The organism is Peptostreptococcus sp. D1 (assembly GCF_900112955.1).
Lineage (GTDB): Bacteria > Bacillota > Clostridia > Peptostreptococcales > Peptostreptococcaceae > Peptostreptococcus.
Map to the genome: position 1 here is coordinate 1 of NZ_FONP01000004.1, position 19,871 is coordinate 19,871.

18 protein-coding genes and 1 riboswitch are annotated in these 19,871 nt (G+C 33.5%); of the genes, 1 reads left to right on the plus strand and 17 read right to left on the minus strand.

The features are described 5' to 3' along the window. Positions 1 to 240: 240 nt before the first annotated feature. The 16 genes from BM120_RS04425 to lepA form a co-directional block, all read right to left on the minus strand. Complete coding sequence (locus BM120_RS04425) at positions 241 to 552, minus strand: YjcQ family protein (protein ID WP_091993613.1); 312 nt, start codon at positions 550 to 552, stop codon at positions 241 to 243. A gap of 8 nt (positions 553 to 560) precedes the next feature. Further along, a complete protein-coding gene (locus BM120_RS04430; RefSeq protein ID WP_207645698.1) occupies positions 561 to 773 on the minus strand; it encodes a hypothetical protein in 213 nt (70 codons plus the stop codon). Next, positions 754 to 2,154 carry a minor capsid protein gene (locus tag BM120_RS04435; protein WP_091993614.1) on the minus strand — a complete coding sequence of 467 codons (1,401 nt, stop codon included), beginning with the start codon at positions 2,152 to 2,154 and terminating at the stop codon, positions 754 to 756. Before BM120_RS04435 ends, BM120_RS04430 begins: the two co-directional genes overlap by 20 nt. Before the next feature lie 149 nt (positions 2,155 to 2,303). Next, positions 2,304 to 3,641: a H2O-forming NADH oxidase gene (gene nox / locus BM120_RS04440; RefSeq protein WP_091993616.1), complete on the minus strand. Its 1,338-nt coding sequence runs from the start codon at positions 3,639 to 3,641 to the stop codon at positions 2,304 to 2,306. A gap of 429 nt (positions 3,642 to 4,070) precedes the next feature. After that, positions 4,071 to 5,213 carry a glycine/sarcosine/betaine reductase complex component C subunit alpha gene (gene grdD / locus BM120_RS04445; protein WP_091993617.1) on the minus strand — a complete coding sequence of 381 codons (1,143 nt, stop codon included), beginning with the start codon at positions 5,211 to 5,213 and terminating at the stop codon, positions 4,071 to 4,073. Positions 5,214 to 5,226: 13 nt separating this feature from the next. Further along, positions 5,227 to 6,762 (minus strand): glycine/sarcosine/betaine reductase complex component C subunit beta, encoded by a 1,536-nt coding sequence (gene grdC, locus BM120_RS04450; RefSeq protein WP_091993619.1) that lies wholly within the window; start codon positions 6,760 to 6,762, stop codon positions 5,227 to 5,229. A gap of 94 nt (positions 6,763 to 6,856) precedes the next feature. Next, positions 6,857 to 8,167, minus strand: a complete 1,311-nt coding sequence (gene grdB / locus BM120_RS04455; RefSeq protein WP_091993620.1) for a glycine reductase complex selenoprotein B — start codon at positions 8,165 to 8,167, stop codon at positions 6,857 to 6,859. A gap of 21 nt (positions 8,168 to 8,188) precedes the next feature. Continuing rightward, a complete protein-coding gene (gene grdA, locus BM120_RS04460; protein WP_091993622.1) occupies positions 8,189 to 8,665 on the minus strand; it encodes a glycine/sarcosine/betaine reductase complex selenoprotein A in 477 nt (158 codons plus the stop codon). 131 nt (positions 8,666 to 8,796) lie between these two features. Next, on the minus strand, positions 8,797 to 10,083 hold the full coding sequence (locus BM120_RS04465; RefSeq protein ID WP_091993623.1) for a glycine/sarcosine/betaine reductase component B subunit: 1,287 nt from the start codon (positions 10,081 to 10,083) through the stop codon (positions 8,797 to 8,799). Between the two features lie 176 nt (positions 10,084 to 10,259). Beyond that, on the minus strand, positions 10,260 to 10,577 hold the full coding sequence (gene trxA, locus BM120_RS04470; protein ID WP_091993625.1) for a thioredoxin TrxA: 318 nt from the start codon (positions 10,575 to 10,577) through the stop codon (positions 10,260 to 10,262). A gap of 180 nt (positions 10,578 to 10,757) precedes the next feature. Further along, complete coding sequence (gene trxB / locus BM120_RS04475) at positions 10,758 to 11,702, minus strand: thioredoxin-disulfide reductase (protein WP_091993626.1); 945 nt, start codon at positions 11,700 to 11,702, stop codon at positions 10,758 to 10,760. Between the two features lie 258 nt (positions 11,703 to 11,960). Next, positions 11,961 to 12,344 carry a GrdX family protein gene (locus tag BM120_RS04480; protein WP_091993628.1) on the minus strand — a complete coding sequence of 128 codons (384 nt, stop codon included), beginning with the start codon at positions 12,342 to 12,344 and terminating at the stop codon, positions 11,961 to 11,963. 74 nt (positions 12,345 to 12,418) lie between these two features. Continuing rightward, a riboswitch (glycine riboswitch) is annotated at positions 12,419 to 12,517 on the minus strand. Between the two features lie 179 nt (positions 12,518 to 12,696). Further along, complete coding sequence (gene hemW / locus BM120_RS04485) at positions 12,697 to 14,025, minus strand: radical SAM family heme chaperone HemW (RefSeq protein WP_091993629.1); 1,329 nt, start codon at positions 14,023 to 14,025, stop codon at positions 12,697 to 12,699. Positions 14,026 to 14,097: 72 nt separating this feature from the next. Continuing rightward, positions 14,098 to 14,958, minus strand: a complete 861-nt coding sequence (locus BM120_RS04490) for a nitroreductase family protein (RefSeq protein WP_091993631.1) — start codon at positions 14,956 to 14,958, stop codon at positions 14,098 to 14,100. A gap of 31 nt (positions 14,959 to 14,989) precedes the next feature. Beyond that, positions 14,990 to 16,285, minus strand: coding sequence for a CCA tRNA nucleotidyltransferase (locus tag BM120_RS04495; protein ID WP_091993632.1), 1,296 nt, complete (start codon positions 16,283 to 16,285; stop codon positions 14,990 to 14,992). Next, complete coding sequence (gene lepA / locus BM120_RS04500) at positions 16,278 to 18,083, minus strand: translation elongation factor 4 (protein ID WP_091993634.1); 1,806 nt, start codon at positions 18,081 to 18,083, stop codon at positions 16,278 to 16,280. Before lepA ends, BM120_RS04495 begins: the two co-directional genes overlap by 8 nt. Positions 18,084 to 18,314: 231 nt before the next feature. Here lepA and rpsT point away from each other — a divergent pair, with 231 nt between their 5' ends. Beyond that, positions 18,315 to 18,581, plus strand: a complete 267-nt coding sequence (gene rpsT, locus BM120_RS04505) for a 30S ribosomal protein S20 (RefSeq protein ID WP_091993635.1) — start codon at positions 18,315 to 18,317, stop codon at positions 18,579 to 18,581. A gap of 240 nt (positions 18,582 to 18,821) precedes the next feature. Here the strand turns inward: rpsT and holA are convergent, their stop codons facing one another. Further along, positions 18,822 to 19,859: a DNA polymerase III subunit delta gene (gene holA, locus BM120_RS04510; protein ID WP_177187370.1), complete on the minus strand. Its 1,038-nt coding sequence runs from the start codon at positions 19,857 to 19,859 to the stop codon at positions 18,822 to 18,824. Positions 19,860 to 19,871 lie beyond the last annotated feature (12 nt).

A 19,871-nucleotide genomic window follows, 5' to 3' on the forward strand; every position in this document is an offset into this window, starting at 1 on the left:
GCACCATTAATATTAAGATTAAATTTTTCATTTTGTTTAAATTCTATATTTACATCATTTCCTTCTAGCTTCATTTCTTGTTCTCCTTTTATAAAAATATACTGGTATAGTATTGAATAGTATAATTAAATTATTTTGTATCCTTCTAAGCATTAGTATTCTCCTTCTTTTACTCTTTTGTTAGGATCAACAAAGAAGTATTTTTACACTAAAAAAGCACCCTAACTACTGTTAAAGTGCTTATATAAATGGTGTGATGTCTTTAACATCCTTCAAACCATTCTTAATTTTTTGCATTGTAGAATTTTCTTGTAAAAACTCCATACCTTTGATTGTTAATCTAGGCTCTATTGCTTTAAAGCCATACCCACCATGATAATTAATTCTTGCAAAGCCATCAATTAAACCATCATCAATCATAGATTGAAGTATTTTATTTCGTCTTTCTTCACTTATTTTTAAAGCTTCTAAAAATGTACCATCAAATATACTGCTATCCATAGATGCTTCAATTCCTACAAGAATTTTATATACTATTTTCAGATTATCCATTATTACACCTACTTAAAATCATCTAGTGAATACCCTCTTGATTCAAGGTCATTCTTCATCATATCCAATACTTCATAAAAGGCTAGTTTTCTACCATTATTGAAATCATCATCACCTTCACTCAAGGATTCTTCATACCTTTCTTGTATTCTAGAGATGATATATCCTAGAGTATCTTCAGTAATTTTCCACTTATCATCATTATTTATTTTTCCACTCACTTACATCAACTCCTCTTTTTTCTAGTTCTTCAATAGAATCTTCAATATTTTTCTCAAAGGTTTTTATTTCTTTCTTCCAATGCCTCACTAAACCTTCTTTATGCTTGTCTGTATAGTTATTAAACTCTGGGTCAAACAGATGTGGATTAAGGACTTTTGCCTTATGTTTTTCAATCTGCTTTATATTCGACTTTATCCCCTTTGCAATCTGTTTATCTGTCTGCTTTAAGAGGTCTTTACTAGCCAACAACTGAAGATTCATCCTTCTAGATTCATTATACTTTATATTCTGAAAGTCCTCAAGCTTTCTAGGCACTTTATTACTTAATTTTCTATATTTCTCTAATTGCTTTTTATCACTATGCCTATTCTTCCATTTCTTTTCTTCAATCAAATATTCAGGATTACTTTCAACATACTTCTTATACCATTCATGATAATTTAATGACTTATCTACCTTTACCTCATTACCATCTTTATCCCTTGCTGTTCTAGTTCCTTCTAACTTTCCTGTATATGGTGCTGTTGCACTTCGACATCTGGGGTGCATTGGTGGATAGTTAACACCTGCTTGAGCTTCTGAAACGGAAAATATTTCATGGTCTAACTCTCTACAGGTATCCGATGTTTTAATATCAAGTGTAGCTATATAAATGTATTTTTGAACATTCATGGCTTCGTATGCTTTTTTAGTCCCGAGTCCACTGAAATATGCTTGTTCAGTGTAAATTAGTGTGGCTGCTGCTTTTTTACTGACATCTATTTTTTTAGTGATCTTATCTATTGCATCCTCAGTGTCTACACCTTGAATAGCTGATTGTATTATTATTTCCTCCAAAGTATCCTTCAACAGTGTTCTATTTTTCCATATCCTCTCACTAAAATTTTTGCCACTCCAGGGTTTAGCAAACTCTTTTACTATTTCAGCTTTAGATAATACATTCAGATTTTTAACAGTCACTCCACTGGCCACACTAACATCAAATAAGGTTTTGTAGTAATTCGATTTTGTAGATTCATATAATAACCTCTCTACTTTTTCATCAGTGAATTGAAAAACACCATCTATATGCTTTTGTATCTCAAAAAATGATTGTTCAAGTCGTGAAATTCGACTCCTAGCTGCCAACGTATTTAATTCTAATAAAATATTAGGGGTATCTATCAACTCCATATATTCGGTTAGCTCTCGCTTGAATTTGATGTATTCTTTACCAGTTAAAAGCTTTATAGCTAAATCATAATCTATCTCATTATTTTCAGAAAACCTATAAAATATCATTGCTATTTCTTTTTCTATCTTTTTCAAACAATTCTCAAGCTGCTCATTAACCAACTTAATTACTTCATCAGAATCCCTCAAATCTTCGAGTTGGGTCATATTAATCCAACCGCCACATTAAATATCTATTCGCACCTATATAAAAATATGTCAAAAGAAGACATTGACTTCTTAAACAAGCTAGATTAATAATTTATAAAACATTGCCACGGAGCATTACACCCCGTGGCAGTATTAGTATTTTAAATCTATTTAGCTGATATAGCAGCCATAGTTATATAATTATACGGCTGATTGAAGTGAGGCAAGAAGAATATATCTAAAAGAGCTAATCTTTCTATAGTCACTTTTTCCTGAATTGCCAAAGAGAACATATGGATTCCCATTGACATATCATATTCAGATGCCATCTGAGCACCAAGAACAACTCTAGTTTTCTTATCATAAACTATTCTCAATTTAACACTTGGATTAGAAGTTTCAATAAAAGCTGGCTTCTGAAGATCTTCAAAATCAGTGTATCCAACTTCGATTCCAAGCTTTTCTGCCTTTGCTACAGTTATACCAGTAGAAACCATCTTTAAATCATAGATGCTTATACCATTTGATCCCTGTACACCAATTGATTCAATTTCAGTACCTGCAACATTATGAGCAGCCACAATACCGCTTCTAACTGCATTTGTTGCAAGTGCTATATAATTTCTATCGTCTATCGTGTTGTCATAAACAGTTGCACAATCACCTATCGCATATACATCCTTTATGCTAGTTTCCTGTTTTTTGTTTACAAGATAAGCACCATTTCTGAATAATTCCAAGCTATCCTTTCCTAAAGCATTATTAGGTCTGAATCCTATTGATAGAATAACCATATCTGCCTTTATTTCTTTCTTATCAGTCACTACTGCAGTAACCTTTCCATTTTCACCCTTTATTTCTTGAACAGCCTGTCCGAACTCAAGATTAATATTATGATCTTCAAGATTTTTCTTCATTAGAGAAGTAAACGGTTCATCATAGTATGCTGGCAAACATGTATCAGCAATATCAACCATTGTTACCTTCTTTCCATGTCTTTCAAATGCCTCTGCTAATTCAACACCTATGTACCCAGCACCTACAACAGTAATATCTTTTATTTCAGGATTTTCTAATTTCTTTATTACCTCTGCAGCATTCTGGTACAATTTAACCTGCTGAACGTTTTCTAGATCCTTACCAGGAATTGTCGGTATTATTGGAAGAGATCCAGTAGCCAGTATTATCTTGTCATAAGAATCTTCTACCTCTGTTCCATCTGATAGAGTAACATACACTTTTTTATTTTCGAAGTCTATCTTGTGAACATCCGCTTCCATATGTACTTTTGCACCCATTTCTTCTAGAGATTCTTTTGTTGCATAAAATAAACCTTCTGCTCCAGAAATCTGATTTCCTATCCATAATGCCATACCACAGCCCAAGAATGAAATATTATTATTCTTGTCATATACCACTACTTCATGTCCTTCATAATTGCCTAAAATCGTTTTGATTGCTGCTGTACCAGCATGGTTAGAACCAACAACTATAATCTTGCTCATAATAAAACCCTCCGTTAAAAAAATAATTAATAATATGTAATTTCCATCTTCGCAAATAGTGTTTTAAAAGATAAACTTAATAAACCACAAAAAACCATGGTAAAAATTTAATATTGTTTTTATATTAACATTAAAAATTTACATAAGAACTCAAGATTAGTTTGCGAAAACCTTCTCATTTATTTGATACCCCCTAAAAATACATATAAACATTTTTTTTAATAAATTTTTAATAAATTTTTGATTATTTTAATCGCGATATTAAAAATGTTGAACTTATAGTGTTTTAATCTTGTAATCCCATAAAAAAAGACTTTACATTCAAATCATAATTTCAAAAAATGTAAAGTCTTTAATTTCAGACTATCTTCAAACAACAGTCCATTTACTAGCTTTTTGTATATTTATTTTTGTATTTCAATTTTATATTTATTTAATAAAATCATTTTTCTTCAAGCATTCCATAGCTGCATCAAGTTTTTCTGGAGAAATCATTACTATCGGTCCTGTACAACCCATTCCACTTTCTGCGTATATTCCATCCTTCCAAAGAGCCTTGACAGCATCTTCAAGATCAAGAATATCCACTCCTGCAATACCTTCAGTAACTACTTCCTTTGGCGGAGCAGTTATCTCTTCAGCAGCTTCCTTAGGTGCTTTTTTAGACTTAAGCTCAGCAAACTCTTTTTCTAAACCGCAAGAAACTGCCTTCTTATATTCTTCTCTAGCAACGACATTAACTTCACCCTTAGCTATTTCAAAAGCATACTTTAATGCGTTTGCTACAACAGGAGTACCACTTGCTCTAGATAAAATTAGTACTCTTCTATCATAATTTTCGCCAATACCTGGTCCATATCCAAAGCCTTGCGCCTCAAAATCACCACCAGTATTGAAAGAAGAAAATACCTTCATCAATAAGTTGCCAGTTAATGTATCTGTTACCATTACATCTGGAACACCTATCAATAGGTCGTTTCCTCTCATCACAGAACCACCATCAGCTCTCATCGATTCTGCAAAATCGAAATCATATCCATTTTCCTTCAGACTCAACAATACTTTTTCAACCTGTCTAGCACCATCTAGGTTTAAAATACCAACAGTTGGTTTTGCAATACCACAAGATTTTGCAGCTGCAATACCGTAAATGGCATTTCTTACCATTGCCTCTACTCTGTCAGTCGCTGAAGTACCTGTAGTTGTCGCCAGATACATTTCACGACCTCTACCTGGAGTAACAACTCTACCTACTGTAGATACACCTATTGGAAAATTATAGTGCATAGTTACGCAAGCATCGATTTCTTTAGAATCTAGTAGCTGTTCCATGACTTTGTACATTTCATCTTCTGTTTCAGTTTCATAAGAAGTAAATCCTTCTGCACCTTTACCAATCAAAACTATTTCAAAGTCACCCTTATTGGCAAGTATTGCACCATTAATAAGATTTTCAGAACCATGTTCGCTTCCAAGAGTAGTTAAGCCTACTTTTATTTTCTTTCCAAAATTACCACTTTCAATTGCATCCGCAACTTCAAGTAGAACATCTGATATAAACCTGTTAGACATATTTTCTATCCCCCTATTCTTCTATCATATTTAGGGCAATATTTCTCATTGATTCTGCTATTATCTTTCTTATTTCATCCTTAGAGATTGAAGAACCAGCTTCTTCTTCAACACCCGGGTTTCTCTCAGCAATTAATGAAAGACCATCAAATAGATTAGTCATTCTACCCAAGAACAAACTACCCTTACCAACTATCATCGCTCTATTCTTATCACCTGTTGTCAAATCGTCGATTAAGAAACCAACATACGGAACACCAGATGGAATATGTCCCTGAGTTGGAGCCCAGCCTGGAAGACCACGCTTTGCAATAAAATCCTTTAATTCTTTCTTTTCTATTTCACCTCTAGTTGCAGCAAGAGCTCCTATCATCTTGTAGTTAGCTTCTGGTACATTACCTGCACCTGCTGGCTTCGTAATATCAGGGTTTTGCATTTCTACTGAAAATACATCTACATCAGGTATCTTTAATCCAGCTTTATCTAATCCCTGAGTGATTAATGCCGTCATAACCGCCTGTGGAGCAGAGCCTGTTCCAACAGTATGCTTTCCAACTAGGTCAGTTCTTATTATTGGGTTAACACCATCGTTTTCAGAAACTAATACCGCAAATCCACCAACTACGTCTTCAAGAACTGGTAAGCCCTTCTTAACATGGTCTTTTGCATTCATACCCAATTTGGCTGAAGCACCACCTGCAACAACCACAACGTTCTTATGAACACCAGCTTTTACTAAAGCCGCAGCATTTGTTAATGCATGAGCTGGACCAGCACAGAACCCTCTTGTATCTGAGCCTGTTGCATTTACAAATCCTAGCATTTCAGCGATAGATTTAGCAAAGTTACCTCCACCTCTCTGATTCATATCACCACAGGCTTCTTCTGAGCACTCAATCACATAATCTATATCTTCAAGATTAACGCCAGAGCTTCTCACAAGCTCAATAGCTGACATAACACCTGAAGCTTTCACAACAAGGTTTTCAAACATAGTATGTGCATTCAAGTTAACATCTACATCATGAGCTCTCTTTACGTATCCCACCAACTTATTATTATGGTATAAACCTTGAGCGACATGTCCGTCTATTAATTCCTGTGCATCAGAAATATCGCTACCTTTTAGTAAATGGAAGAATGATTGTAGTTCTGGATAGTTTTCTTCCAATGCTGGTCTTACCGCAGAAACAAATTCTTCTGAAAGTTTAACAAGCTCAAAAGCATCTGAAATCTGCATCAAAGCTAAAAATTCATCTTGAGGAGCTATCTGTCCAAATTTACCTTTTCTTTCACCTTTGTGTTCTATTTCGCACCATGGAAGCTTTTTATCTTCCAAAAATTCAGGTCTAAGGTTTCCTATATAAACCTGATTTGGCAAGTAGTTTACTACTTCTTCGTAGCTTCTTATTCTACCACCAATTTCTTTTAAAAATTCTGAATTCGGATTAATTTCCTGTTCTACTGTACAAGTCGTACCGTTTCTGACAATCATATCAGGAGTATGAACTAGAACATATCCTGCACCTTTGAATACTGGGAATGACATTGTATTACCTCCAATTTAAAAATAATTTATATACCAATATTGGTACACATAGAAACCCTACGTGTACCAATACCAATTAAGCTATTTCTTTTGATTAGTCTTCGAATACTGTCTGACCATCTACCTCTGTAGTTAATGCTTTTAATGCTTTTTCTACAAGCTTTCTTCTTAGAGCTTTTTCTTCAGCAGGATCCAATGCTGGATTTCCAAGAGGATGAGGTATAGCTATTGTTGGAACTATTCTGTTAGCACCAACAGTCAATGAAATAGGTACAACTGTACACATGTGAACTATTGGTAGTCCAGCTCTTTCTATTTCTTTTACCATCGTTGCACCGCAACGAGTACAAGTACCTCACGTAGAAGTCATGATAACAGCGTCTACTCCATCAGCTATCAACTTCTGAGCGTATTCAGCAGCAAAAGCCTTTGATGATGCAACCGCAGTACCATTACCTACTGTAGTATAGAATTTATTGTGAAGCTTTCCAATAACTCCTTCTTTTTCTAAATCTCTCAATACATCAACTGGCAAAACTCTATCTGAGTCAGTGTTTGCGTAAGATGGGTCATATCCACCATGAGCAGTTTCCCATCCTTCTTCTGTCAAATCATTTACACCAGTAATGTCATATTCACCATACTTTGTAGCATTTGATGATTCAATTCTATCAGGATTTCCCTTTGGAACAATACCACCAGAAGTACAAAGTGCTATTGTGCATTTTGATAAATCTTTTATTGCTGGATTTGGATCAACTCTATCGAAGTTTGGCATTGGATATTCTGTAACAAATTCTTCGCCTTTGATCTTCTTGATTAGCATATCAACTGCTCTCTTAGATCCTCTTTCTTCAGCAAAATAGTTTACTCTGACACCCTTTTCAATATATCCTTCTTCAGCAGGAGATCCGACTTCTTCACCCTTTGCTAGCTTTGCAGCAAGAGAAGCAATCCTTGGAAGAGCCTTTCTCATACCTGCAGCAGAATTTGCAGTTTCAACTATATATAATTCTTTCTTAAACATATCAGCACCAGGATTTTCAACATACATTCCTGTCAAGGCTGGTATATTAAGTTCATTTTTCACTACACTTGTTATTGTACCACAAGCAACACCATATCTACCAGCGTTGAAGGCTGGTCCGGCAATGAATAACTGTGGATCAAATCCCTTAACCATTCCCAATACTTCTGCACTTGCTTCATCTATATTTTCATTAAAGTAACCATCACCACAAACTACTGTAGCAACAATTTCAAATTCATCGCCTAGTTTTCCTTGTAACTGAACACTCACTGGAGGAAGTGCTTCCATTATCTTTGGTTCAACGTCAGCTTTTTCTTCTCCACCTATTCCAGCAAAGAACTGGTTAACATAATGAACTACTCTAATTTTTGACATTATTTTACCTCCCATTGGATTTTACAAATATTTACAGAATTCGCTTCTTATATCTGCCATTTCTTCAGCAATTTCGTCACAGTCAAGAACCATTTCCATCATTCCTACCTGTTCGTCGTAAACAGCTTCATCGAACTGTTCTTTCATTTCTTCTTCAGTTACGTGGAATACACTCAATCCAAGATCTACTCCTGCTAGAGGACCAGCGAAAGTTGGGTCACCTGCTGTTACTGTTTCAGCTGCAAGACCTGCAGCTTCGGCTTCTGCGGCACCTAGTAAAACCACTACATTTTCAGCTCCGAATTTATCGGCAGCATCCTTTACTCTATTCTGGTTTTCTAAGTCCATAGCCCCAGCAGCTGTTCAGACGAAGCATTCAGTAGAAGAGAAAACTACTTCAACACCGTCAACTGTTTTTACACATTCTTCGATAGCAGGACCTGGTATACCGTCTCTGTCACCGATTATAATAACTTTTTTATTACTCAAAGTTGTCATAACAATTATCTCCTTCATTAATATTTTTTTCAAATGTAATTAATACATTTCACTTACATCTCATATTTCATCAATATTCAATGCTAAGATTTTACATAAATTTTTTACCGTTTTAAATCTTTAATGCAAAATTAGAAAGTTTTTGCTGATAAGTATCCAAATCCTGTTTCGTTAGTTGCACCAGTTATAGTCTGGATTTCAACCTCTAATGATCCGTCTTCTCTTAGAGAATGTTCATTACCACCAGCTATTATGTTAACATATTCTATATGTCCAATTACCTTATCTAGTTTCGGAAGTACTACATACTGGTTAGCATTTCCTCCTGTAACAACTGCATCTGCCTTTGCATCCGCATCTGCTAATGATTGAGAAGCACCATCTCTACCAGCATATTCATCTGTTACTATAACAGTCTTAACTCCAGCTGTCTCGATCTTTTTACAGTTCATAATCAAGTCAGTATCTGGATTACCAAATCCTTCCTGAGAAACTATAACAGCGTCTAATCCCAAATATTTACAAAGCTTAGAAGTCCAGTTTGAAGATCTTTCCTTATCAGCCAAGTATACGTTTTCGTTAGTGATTATTACACCAAGGAAGTTTATTTCTTTTCCATGCTGAGCGTATAATTCCTCGATTACACCATTGTTTAAATGCACGTAAGTTGGATTCTTGTCACAAGCAGAAACACAGTTACCAGAAACTATTGCACCATCCATTATTTCAGTTGGATATAGTAGTGTTGGAACTATCTGCTTTGCATCTACACCATATACGTAAGTATCGTGTAGCAAGCCCTGAGTCTGTAGCATGTAAACATATCCTACCTTTGGAAGCTCAGGATATTCAGCTATCTGTTCTAGTAAAGGCTTAGTTTCATAAACAGAAACCTCATCAGCTTCTAGGTTTCTAGCTAGCTCACCAAGGTATCTTGCAGCCTTGAAGCCTAAGAATCTTACTGATTTTTCATGATCGTGTTGCTTAACACCTTCTTTTGGTTCAGCTATTAATACCAGGTTTACTGTCTTTGAGAATGGAGTGTATTCAGCACCCAAACCAGTCATGTCTATTATTCCTTCCTGGAAACCTACTATTTTACCAGTAGTTACAACAGACATACCTTTTAAAACATGAGTTCTACCTTCACCAACAGTGTCAACCTTTGAAAGTACACCTGGGAATATTCCACCATTACCTTCTACCTTAACTCTCGGTTCGATAACATCCTTTACAGGTGTAATTCTTACACTTTCACCTGGTCTAGCGATATCAAGATCAACTGAAGCTATGTGTTCATCATCCCATATTTCCTTGATCATTTCTTCTTTGTTTACAAATAAAACACCATTTTCTATCTTCGTAACATCAGCAAACTGGATGTCTTTTATGAAGATTTTGCCTATTTCAAGACGCATAGGTTACCTCCTATAAAAATAATTTAATATAATTTAATATTTAAAAATATTTGACTATATTTAACGCATTTTTTTCGACCTGGACCAAAAGAAAACTTTTGGTCCGAGTCTATTGTAAAGATCAAATAGACAGATGCATTGCCTATTTAATAAGTGGATAACTTTCCTAGCAGTTCTTAATAGAACTTTTTAATCATTGCTTCGATGTTTGCAATATTTGCATCATCTTTAGTTATTTCATCTACTTTTTCTCCACCCTTATACATTGTCATTGTTGGTAGACCAAGTACTTTTTGCTTAATTGCAAGTCTTCTAGCTTTTGTAATGTCCATTGAACAGAATTTTATCTTGTCACCATATTGTTCAGCTAATTTATGAACATCAGGCATTAGTGCTTTACAAGGTTCGCATCCCTGACTCCAGAAATCTACAAACACATATCCTTCACCTTCCAAAACTTCTGAATCAAAATTATCTTTAGTAAGTTCTATCATTTTTTTACCTCCATTAATAATCAATACTGAGTCGTAAATTATGACCCTTTTTCTTCAAAAACTAACTCTACTCTGTCACTAACTAACTTTATATAAAAATTTTATATACTTATTTTAACTTACTTTTTTGTTTTTACTTAACTTATTTATATTTAACTTATATTCGAATTGCTTTAATTATTATTCAAATTTACTCGCTATATATCTTTCAGCCATAACTGCTGCCACAGCACCATCACTTGTAGCAGTAACTACCTGTCTAACTTCTTTCTTTCTGCAGTCACCAGCAACGAAAACTCCCGGAATCTTAGTAGTTGTATCATCACTTGCTATAAAATATCCAGTTTCATCACATTCGATAACATCTTTGAACATTTCAGTCTGTGGAACATAGCCTATAAATACAAAGCATCCAAATGTTCCATCTTCTTCATCAGCGAAATATTCAGTGATTTCACCAGTTACTTTATTCTTGAAAACAATAGATTCTAGTAATCCATCTCCCTTAACTTCTTCTACAACTGTGTCTAGTAAGAATTCAATCTTTGGATTAGATCTCGCTTTATCAATTGCAGTAGGAGCACATCTGAATCCCTGTCTTCTGTGAACTATTGTTACCTTTCTTGCAAACTTAGTAAGGTACATAGCTTCTTCTATAGCACTATCTCCACCTCCAATTACGAATACCTCGAAATCTTCAAAGAAGTCAGCATCACAAGTAGCACAGTAAGATACACCTTTTCCTGTAAGCTCAGCTTCACCAGGACAACCCATCTTTCTTGGATTTGCACCAGTAGCTATAACCACTGCCTTTGCATGGTACTCTTTTTCAGCAGTCTTAACTATTTTTATATCTCCACTAAAATTGAATTCAACAACATCGCCTCTCTCAATTTCACATCCAAAAGACTTAGCCTGTTCAACCATTCTAGCTGTTAATGATGGTCCAGTAGCATTTTCTATTGAACCAGGATAGTTATCCACCTGATGAGTAATTACAATCTGTCCGCCATTTTTCTGTTTTTCAAGAATAATAGTTTTCAATTTTCCTCTAGCACCATAAAGCCCAGCAGATAAACCAGCCGGTCCACCACCTATGATTAATAAATCATATACGTTTTCCATTTCATACCTCCATGTAATAAACTAATATTTTCGTACAACATCCAACAATAACAGATAATCATACCAATTAATTTAATGAAATTTAATATTATTTCAACACAGCTAAATTTACTGTATTATAAACATAATTTTCATATCTATAACCAAAGTTATTTATGTCAATTTTTTGGTTATTTTAACTGTATTCATAGCTAAAATCAATACATATGCCACTCGATGGCTATTTTCTATGTTTGTGAAACGTTTTTTTAAAGCCTATTAAAGCACAATTCTATCAATAGTCTTTGAGATTAAATCATGATCAATCACTCTAAAATCTTCCTTAACGCTATCAATCCACAAAGGAGTCTGTTTATTTTTTTTGAATTTCTTCGCCGTTTCAATCGCCTCTTCAATCAATGTCAAGGAATTAATATCCAGCTTATCATTTTTTTCCAAGACTATACTTCTATATATTGTCTCATTCGGTTTAACACTTCCATACAATGGATGAGTCAACATTTCATACCCTTCGTGAATCATATCTCTACAATGCTCAAGAACGCCTAAATAGTCAGTTTCAACAAAACGAAAATCTATTTTTTTTGATTCCAAATAATTCTTCACTTCTATAAATTTTTCATTATTAGTTACTAATATCATTTATTTTCCTTTCACATATAAAAAAGGGAGATAAAGTTGTCGCTTTATCCCCCTGTCAAAATCTTTCAGAGATACGTCCAATTCTACTCCTTTTACCTGAAAAATTCATACCAATTTTGACTGACTTGGTACTTGTCCCTTCGGTGGCTTTCGCTCTCTCATAGAATTATCACCCGTAAATAATGATATTGATATTATTTATACTGCTTTAAACACATTATACATTATGTCTATATCTAAAATCAAGATTTTTTTGTTAAAAAAAAAATATTATTAGATTGATTTTTTCTATAGTGAAAAATAGCTACATCAATAGTATAAATTTTGTATAAAAATGCCTCAATTTGAATATTCACATCATTAGAGAAACGATTATTGAGTTGGCAATTTCTCTACCAATCTGACTTAGCTTCAACCTACCTTCCTCAATGCGTACATATCCATCATCAACCAATTTTTCTATATTACAAAGTATTCTATCTCTATTTTCTAAATCATTGATTGACTCAAAAATTGTCATATTTACACCATCATTCATTCTCAAACCCAGCATCAAGCTCTCATTATAGCTATCAATATTTGAAATCACTTCTTCAAATTTGACTGGAAGTTTACCATTATCTATAAAGGCTTTATATTCTCTATAACTCGACACATTTGTATAACGCTTTGAATCTAAGTAACCAGAAGCACTTATTCCAAAGCCAAAATACTCATCTTGTTTCCAATATTTGATATTGTGTTTACAGGTATAGTCAAATATTTTATTAATTAGTCTTTTATTTTTGATAATCTCGTTTTTACTAACCTCATTTTCATCACCTTTATTTTGACTAATTTCGTTTTCATTCGTTCTATTGTCTATAACATTATTTCTACTTTTTTCGTTGACATTTTTATCAAAAATATCAATATTTTCTCTATAGTAATTTGATATTTCATACTGCTTATATCCATTTTCTTTCATTTTATCAACAGACATTCTATACATTTCAATAAATTCACTCTCATCAAATTCATCTATAATCCCTCTTTCCAAATACGTATTAAACGGAGTATTTTCCTCTATGATTAAAGAATATAATGATATGTGTTCCGGTTTTAAATCAAATATAAAATCTAACGTATCCACTAAATCAGCTCTTGTTTGTCCATGAAAAGCAAAAATAACATCAACATTGATATTGTCAAACCCGACCATTCTTGCCAGTCTATAACTCTTTTCAAACTCTTCTGATGTGTGTATTCTACCCATAAAATTCAAATGCTCACTCTGTTTTGCCTGCAATCCAAAGCTCAATCTATTGACCCCATTATTAAGCATTATATTTAACTTTTCCAAATCTACAGTTCCAGGATTACATTCAACAGTAAACTCTACCACATTATCAATATTGAAGTTATTTTTCAGTATAGAAAAAAGCTTTTCAAGCTGCTTTGATGATAAAATTGAGGGCGTTCCACCCCCTATAAAAATTGTATCTATATCTCCTATTTGTGGCATAAATTCGCAGCCTGTCTTAATACGATTATATCTATATAGTTCTTTAAATATTTCTATTTCCTTGCATAAAAGCTCTAAATATTCATCAATCATTTCAATATCTGTAAATGATACAAAGTCACAATAATTACATTTTTTCTTACAAAACGGAATATGTATATATAATCCTCTTCCCATATTATCCCTTTCAAATATTTAAGGACCATTGAGAATTCAATAGTCCTTTCAATAAAAATTATTTCGTAAAATTTATATGTTACAATATCCAACAACCTTATAATTCTGTGGAATACCATAATCCTTCTCTATTTCATCAAATCCCCATTTTGAATCAAACATAGTTACATCTAGTATTACACCAAAATACAGCATAATAATACCAGCATCTATTTTGTTAGCATAGCTTCCACTGTAATTCTCATTATTTATAGCCAAAACAACCTTACCACCATCAACTATAAATCTCCAAGGCTGCTTATTTAGAGATGATGGTGCCATTCTTGAATATGAAAATGCGTCTAATAATGCTCTTTCTTCTAAAACCTCAGCAGTAGCTGAATTTCCCCACTTATCAATGAATACCATCTCCTCTAAAGCAATTCTATCTGAGCTGCCCTTAGAAACAGATAGATTCGACTGCGAATAATTGTCTCCAGTCTTTCCAGCACCTTCAATTTTCTTTTCACTTGAAGCATATCCAAGTGCAATCAATGCAACTACCTCTTTGTCAGTATCTATACCCAATGTATTTTTTACAGCGTTTCTATCAGAGTATGAAATCCAACAGCTATCTATTCCCAAGTCTCTAGCCTTTAGTATTGCTCTCTCACCAACATAGCCTGCATTTTCAAGATGGTGTGGCTTATCCTCTGACAGTAATACAAGATAATTAGGCGCCTCTATCATAACACCCTTATATCCTGCTATACCGTACAATCTCTTATATGTATCATCTCCTGCAAAAAATCTAGTTTCTACTTCGATTGAATCATCTAATTTTTTACATTCAGAAACATATTGCTCAAGCTCAGTAAGTTTTTTTGCATCAACTGGCGTATCCTTGTAATTTCTCACTGATCTACCATTCATTATTAATGATTTGAAATCCATAATTTTACCTCCATTAAAACATTAATTATACTTATATTATATTTTTTGATAACAAAACAAGTTTATCTCTACTATTGAATTCTGGATTTTCTATCACATAATCCAATAGCCTATTAAGAACAATTCCAATCGTTATCCCATTTTTGAAACCATTTTCAATAAGAAGCTTACCATTTATGTCCAATTGGGAAATACTAAAGCATTCCCCTTTTTCTATTATATCATCAAATACAGAAAAACATACACATGGATTTGATTTTTTTTTCATAAATTTTGAATAAATCGCAAATTTTGCCAATTTAATATTGGAAGTATTCCTTAATATATTTTTTAGCTCAATTTTTAGCAATTTTTTTTCATCCTTCAGTAAGTTTTTCTCATCATTTAAAACACTACTAGACAAATTGTCAATAGCATGGTATTTTTCATTTAATACCTTGTGTATTCCTACTGTACTCAAGATATCTTTCTTAGAATATTTAAGCCTCTTCATAGAGTTTAAAACTTGATTTTCTTTAACACGCTCATAAAGCATAGCTCTTTTCAAAGCCATTTCATATTCAAGCTCATAAAAGCCGTCGCCAATTGCTAATTTATTAAAATTATAGTTTTCAAAGACCATCCTATCACTACCGAATATATAGTCAGATATTCCCAAAGCATTAAATACATTCAAAAACGATACATCACTACATATAATTTCTTCTATTTCACAATTTATCCTTTCAAAAGAAATTTGCTTGATATTATTCGAATTGTTTTTCATAGAATTGAGAGTTTCTTCGTCTATATTAAATCCGAGCTTTGATGAAAATCTAACTGCTCTTATTATCCTAAGTGCATCTTCATTAAATCTTTTGTTTGGATTGCCAACACATTTTATCGTCTTTTTTGAAATGTCATGAACACCGCCAAATTCGTCTACCAAGCCAACTCTATCATTATAAGCCATTGCATTAATCGTAAAGTCACGTCTCGATAAATCTTCTATAATATTTTTACTGAAGGTAACTTCTCTGGGACGTCTCATATCCAGGTACTCCCCATCCACTCTGTAGGTAGTCACTTCATAATTGATATCATCATGGACAACAGTCACTGTACCATGCTTTATTCCAGTTGGAATTGTTTTATCAAAAATACTCTGAACGTCAGTCGGAAGTGCATTTGTTGCTATATCCCAATCTTTCGGCATTTTTCCCATCAATGAATCTCTGACGCAGCCTCCGACAATAAATGCTTCAAAGCCATTGTCATAAAGTGTATCTATAATATACTGAGCACCCTTTTCAATTTTTATTTGCAAGGAATCACCTACTTTAATCATCTAACTTTAATACTGACATAAATGCTTTCTGAGGTACCTCGACATTTCCTATCTGTCTCATTCTCTTCTTACCTTCTTTTTGTTTTTCTAAAAGCTTTCTCTTTCTGGAAATATCACCACCATAGCATTTTGCAAGCACGTCTTTCCTATATGCAGCCACTGTTTCTCTAGCAATTATTTTATTTCCAACAGCAGCTTGGATAGGCACAGGAAATTGGTGTCTAGGAATTTCATTTTTAAGCTTTTCACACATTGCTTTTCCTCTTACAAATGCTCTGCTTTCGTGAATTATAAAGCTTAATGCATCAACTTGCTCCTTATTTATAAGTATATCCATTTTTACAAGAGTTGAAACGGCATACCCCTTTACTTCATAATCAATGGAACCATATCCTCTAGTTCTGGATTTAAGTGCATCGAAGAAGTCATATATAACCTCATTTAATGGAAGATCATAGTGTAGCATCACTCTCTTGTCGTCAATATATTCCATATCAAGCATCGTACCACGTCTTTCCTGACACAACTCCATAACCACGCCTACATAGTCCTTCGGAACTATAATATCACTTTTTACGATCGGCTCTTCAATCGTTCTTATTTCTGTAACCGGAGGTAAATTCGCCGGATTTTGTATCATTACTACCTCACCATCATTCTTGATTACTTTATATATAACAGAAGGTGCTGTAGTAATAATATTTAAATCAAATTCTCTTTCCAACCTTTCTTGAATAATTTCCATATGCAAAAGCCCCAAAAATCCACATCTAAATCCAAATCCCAAAGCAGCAGATGATTCTGATTCAAACTCTAATGCAGCATCATTAATCTGCAATTTTTCTAATGCATCTCTTACGTTTTCGTACTTTTCTCCCTCACCTGGATAAACTCCACAGTAAACCATCGGAGTTGCCTTTTTATACCCAGGAAGAGCTTCAACAGTCCTATTATTTGCATCTGTTATCGTATCACCAACTCTACAGCTTCTGATATCCTTAATACTAGCTGCTATATATCCAACATCACCAGCAGTTAAATCTGGAAGCTCCGTTACATTTGGTGCCATTACACCTACTTCAGTGACTTCAAATTTCCTTTTACTGTTCATCATTTCTATTGTCATGCCTTTTTTGACAGCGCCCTCAAAAACTCTTACGTAAGCAACGACACCCTTATATGCATCATAATATGAATCGAATATTAGTGCCTTCAATGGTGCATCAGGATCTCCCTTTGGTGCCGGCACATGATTCACAATAGATTCCAAAACATCTTCTATATTTATATTGTTTTTTGCAGAAATCATCGGAGCTTCGCTACAATCAAGACCAATTAAATCTTCTATTTCATTTTTTACATATTCAGGTCTAGCACTCGGAAGATCAATTTTATTGATGACCGGAAGAATTTCCAGCTCCTGCTCCAATGCCAAATATACATTAGCAAGTGTCTGTGCCTCTACTCCTTGTGCTGCATCAACGACCAATAACGCCCCTTCACAAGCAGCCAAGCTCCTCGAAACCTCGTAATTAAAGTCTACATGTCCCGGAGTATCAATCAGATTAAGACTATATTCCTCTCCGTCCTTTGCTTTGTATTTCAACCTTACATTCTGTAGCTTTATTGTTATTCCCCTCTCACGCTCCAAATCCATATTATCCAATAGCTGAGATTTCATATCTCTTTCAGCAACCAGCCCAGTGTTTTGAATCAACCTATCAGCCAAGGTGGATTTGCCGTGATCTATATGAGCAATAATACTAAAATTTCTTGTTTTATTTTGTCTATTAGCCAATAATACCCCTCCTTTTTAAACAATCAAATCATACGTTTATATCAACAGCTTCATTTATTGCAAAATTCATCATTATATATTTTACTGTAAAAATCATATACAGTAAATAATGCTTGAACAAAATTTTAAATTTTTTATAAAATTAACTTTTTTACCTTGATTTTTACATATATTTCTGCTAAAATGGTGTATGTTGATTATGAATAAATATGATTTAAGGAGGTGAAATAGATGGCAAATATTAAGTCTGCTAAAAAAAGAATCAGTGTTATTGAAAAGAAAACTGCTCTTAATAGAGCTAGAAAATCTCAAATAAAAACTGCGATTAGAAGATTTGACGAAGCTGTAGAAGCAGGAAATAAGGAAGATGCATTGGCAAAATTCCAGTTAGCACAAAAGAAAATATACCAGGTTGCATCAAAGGGTACTATCCACAAGAATGCTGCCGATAGAAAGGTTTCTAAGCTTGCAAACAGATTGAACTCAATAAACGCTTAATGAACGAATGATAGAGTTATATCGACGGGTATGGCTCTTTAAAGGCAACGGATAGATTTTATCTTGTGTCAAACGTTTGAAAATACTAGATAACCAAAGGGACTGACTCGTATGTCCTTTTTGCCGTAGGTTGATATGCCTACGGTATTTTTTTATAATAAAGCCAGTACCTATGAAAACAAAAATTCGCACTTTAAAAAAATTCACCGAAAGTAATCACTTGCGGTGAATTTTTTCCAATTAATTAGCTGACGAACAATATTTCAATATAAAAATCTCAGATACCAGCTTATCATCCATTAGTCCTGTTTTTATTTTATAGTCGCTTTCAGATAAATAGTTTAATATATTAAAAATTGTATCATTATCAAAATTATTGGCATATCTTACAAGTTTATTTAAAACATACTTGTTAATTTTTAAATTTTCACTTATTACAGCAACCGGTATCTTTTTTTCAACAAGACTCTTTATCTGTAATATTTGATTGAATTGCCTTGATAGCATTGCCAATATCGACAACATCGACTCTCCACTATCAATCATATCATCTAACACAGACATCGCTCTTTTAGAATTTTTGCTAGATATCATATCTATAAACAGAAAAATATCATTTTCAACCTTGTCGTTAATCAATAAATTTATAGAGGCTTTATCTATTTTTTTAGTGTCTAGAGCATACGAGGTCAGCTTATCTATTTCATTTTTTAAATCCGATAGCGTGTTTTCAGAATTTTTATCTCTGTATCCACTTAGCTCTATAAAATAAGCTAGATCTGAATTTGTTATTTTAACATCTCTCTTAAAAAATTCATTTTTACACCAGCTCAATAGAGAAACATCATCTAATTTTTTTACATCACAAACCACTCCACTTTTTTCAAATACTTTCGATATGCTCTTTCTTTTATCTATATCTCCATATACTGTAAACAACAAAATAGTCGTATTTGGCATATTACTCAGAACTTTTGTCAAAATATTTTCATCATCCTTAGAAATTGCTTTTTTTGATTTAAATATTTCTGCATCTCTTACTATAATAACTCTGTATTCTGACATAAAAGGGAGTGTTTCAACACTTGTCACAATACTATCTATATCAAATTCCTTACCATCAATTATCGACAAATTGAAATCTGCAAGATTTTCATCGACTATACCCTTGATAATATTCTCAATTTCCTCTATCAAATAAAAATCTTTTCCATAAATCAAGTATAGATTTTTGTAATTCCCATTTTCAAGAGAATCAATCAATGCCTTCCTCTCCATAAAAAACTCCTT

Coding starts and splice junctions, on each gene's coding strand:
- rpsT (WP_091993635.1), top strand. CDS start 18,315: ATGGCAAATATTAAGTCTGCTAAAAAAAGAATCAGTGTTATTGAAAAG.
- trxB (WP_091993626.1), bottom strand. CDS start 11,702: ATGGAAAACGTATATGATTTATTAATCATAGGTGGTGGACCGGCTGGT.
- BM120_RS04425 (WP_091993613.1), bottom strand. CDS start 552: ATGGATAATCTGAAAATAGTATATAAAATTCTTGTAGGAATTGAAGCA.
- grdC (WP_091993619.1), bottom strand. CDS start 6,762: ATGTCATTCCCAGTATTCAAAGGTGCAGGATATGTTCTAGTTCATACT.
- nox (WP_091993616.1), bottom strand. CDS start 3,641: ATGAGCAAGATTATAGTTGTTGGTTCTAACCATGCTGGTACAGCAGCA.
- BM120_RS04480 (WP_091993628.1), bottom strand. CDS start 12,344: ATGATATTAGTAACTAATAATGAAAAATTTATAGAAGTGAAGAATTAT.
- BM120_RS04435 (WP_091993614.1), bottom strand. CDS start 2,154: ATGACCCAACTCGAAGATTTGAGGGATTCTGATGAAGTAATTAAGTTG.
- trxA (WP_091993625.1), bottom strand. CDS start 10,577: ATGATAGAACTTACTAAAGATAATTTTGATTCAGAAGTTTTGGAAGGT.
- holA (WP_177187370.1), bottom strand. CDS start 19,859: ATGGAGAGGAAGGCATTGATTGATTCTCTTGAAAATGGGAATTACAAA.
- BM120_RS04465 (WP_091993623.1), bottom strand. CDS start 10,083: ATGCGTCTTGAAATAGGCAAAATCTTCATAAAAGACATCCAGTTTGCT.
- grdD (WP_091993617.1), bottom strand. CDS start 5,213: ATGTCTAACAGGTTTATATCAGATGTTCTACTTGAAGTTGCGGATGCA.
- BM120_RS04490 (WP_091993631.1), bottom strand. CDS start 14,958: ATGGATTTCAAATCATTAATAATGAATGGTAGATCAGTGAGAAATTAC.
- BM120_RS04495 (WP_091993632.1), bottom strand. CDS start 16,285: ATGATTAAAGTAGGTGATTCCTTGCAAATAAAAATTGAAAAGGGTGCT.
- hemW (WP_091993629.1), bottom strand. CDS start 14,025: ATGGGAAGAGGATTATATATACATATTCCGTTTTGTAAGAAAAAATGT.